The sequence below is a fragment of the Selenomonas sp. oral taxon 892 str. F0426 genome (assembly GCF_000468035.1).
Taxonomy (GTDB): Bacteria; Bacillota; Negativicutes; order Selenomonadales; family Selenomonadaceae; genus Centipeda.
Map to the genome: position 1 here is coordinate 4,637 of NZ_KI260547.1, position 1,779 is coordinate 6,415.

Below are 1,779 nucleotides of genomic sequence, written 5' to 3' on the forward strand. Positions count from 1 at the left end.
TCTCGCCCCCATTCCTTTAATACCCCGTTTGAACCGACGTTTTTGTGCGTACGCCCCCTCCCCGGTCCAGTAACGGCGCGGTTTTAGGGATTTGACCGCCCCCTATGGGGGATAAGAACGTATTGCATTTGCTTCACTTTCGCGTTACAATAACCAAAAGGAGGTTATGCATCATGTCCAAGACGGCAACAATCAATATGCGCATTGAGCCGACAATCAAAGCACAGGCTGAAACCGTTTTTTCTAGTTTCGGTATCTCCGTGACCGACGCCATCAACATCTTTCTGCACGCATCCATCATGGAGGGAGGCTTCCCCTTCCAACCAAAACAGCCCCGTTATAATAGGGAAACACTTCTTGCCATGCAGGAAGCACGCGACATCATGGATGGCAAAATCGAGCCGAAGCGCTATCCGTCGCTGTCCGCACTGATGGATGATCTGGATGCGGAGGATGCTCATGCTTGATCTCGTCACCACCACGCAGTTCCGCAAGGATTTAAAGAAGCTGCGTAAACGTGGAGCAGATATGCAAAAACTGGATGATGTCCTGCAAATGCTCTGCGCGGAAAAACAACTCCCCGAAAGGTATCGGGATCATGCTCTGGTTGGCGATTACATTGGTTTTCGTGAATGCCACATCATGGCGGACTGGTTACTTGTGTACGCCATCGACAAAGGAAAACTGATTCTGACCGCTTCCCGTACGGGTTCGCATAGTGATCTCTTCTAGCCGATTCATTGGAGTCGGCTTTTTATTTTGGAGTTCTCCGCCGGTGAATCCGCTCATGACACGATACGCAGAGCGACATCAAATTGCTCTCGTCATGCGTGCCACCGTCGGCGAGAGGTCGAATATGATGCACAAGCGTCGCAAGGACGTATCTGCCCCGCTCCTTGCAACACTCACACAGCGGATGCGCTGACAAGTGACGGTCGCGAATCCTGCGCCATGCACTGTCGTATCTCTCGTGCTGATCGTACCCACGCGTGAAGTGGTCATAGTGCCGCTGCATCGTTTTCTCGTGCTCCTCGCAATAACAGCTTTTTCGATCTGTAAGATTCGGGCATCCTGTCATGCGGCAGGGGCGCTTCGGCTTTCTCGGCATCGCGCACCTCCTCGATGGCATCAAAAAAGCCCTCGCAGAGAATTGCTTCTCCGAGAAGGCTGATTCCATATCCTATTCTTGCTGAGTCTATCATATCACTGTCAACCCTATGAACGCAACGTGAACCTTTGTGAACTTATGTGAACTCAGATGCACTTTGCTGTCTTTTTTCCAAAATTTTTTCAACATCATCCAGAGCCTTGGCATGAATCTTATGCACCCATCGAATGCTGACGCTCATATCCGCTGCAATATCTTCCCATGATTTGAAGCTGTGGTAGCGACGCTCAAGTACCATCTGAGAGTTTTCATCCTCAACCTGCCAGATCGTATTCATGATCTCGAGTTTCAGACTGACCAGACGGTCAATGTCCGCATTGATCTCATCTTCCGTGTCAGTCAGCCGCGCAATGATGTTTTCCATCCGCTGATTGTTCGGACTCGGACTCCTCGGCATATCGCTGATGACGGCGCTCACATTCATCGCCATGTCACGCAGCTGCGACACATGGGCAACCTTATCATTGATGCGCCGATCAATGTTCCATGCCTGACTGAGATATTCTTTCGCCGTCATGCAAATTCCCCCTCCAACTTTTCAAGCAACCACTCTCCATCCAGACTTGTCAGCTGCCCAAACCATGCGGAACGAAAGAACCGCTCTGTCTCAG

Annotated in this window: 4 protein-coding genes; 2 read left to right on the plus strand and 2 right to left on the minus strand. The window is 50.7% G+C overall.

All coding sequences use genetic code 11. The features are described 5' to 3' along the window. The first annotated feature begins 173 nt into the window (after positions 1 to 173). Complete coding sequence (locus HMPREF1992_RS10595) at positions 174 to 467, plus strand: type II toxin-antitoxin system RelB/DinJ family antitoxin (RefSeq protein ID WP_006696279.1); 294 nt, start codon at positions 174 to 176, stop codon at positions 465 to 467. Beyond that, positions 460 to 732: a type II toxin-antitoxin system YafQ family toxin gene (locus tag HMPREF1992_RS10600; RefSeq protein ID WP_006696280.1), complete on the plus strand. Its 273-nt coding sequence runs from the start codon at positions 460 to 462 to the stop codon at positions 730 to 732. Before HMPREF1992_RS10595 ends, HMPREF1992_RS10600 begins: the two co-directional genes overlap by 8 nt. A 22-nt stretch (positions 733 to 754) precedes the next feature. On the opposite strand, the gene HMPREF1992_RS11270 is transcribed toward HMPREF1992_RS10600, so the two are convergent. After that, positions 755 to 1,108, minus strand: coding sequence for an HNH endonuclease signature motif containing protein (locus tag HMPREF1992_RS11270; RefSeq protein WP_006696281.1), 354 nt, complete (start codon positions 1,106 to 1,108; stop codon positions 755 to 757). A gap of 136 nt (positions 1,109 to 1,244) precedes the next feature. Then, positions 1,245 to 1,685, minus strand: coding sequence for a hypothetical protein (locus tag HMPREF1992_RS10610; RefSeq protein ID WP_006696282.1), 441 nt, complete (start codon positions 1,683 to 1,685; stop codon positions 1,245 to 1,247). Between the last annotated feature and the right edge of the window lie 94 nt (positions 1,686 to 1,779).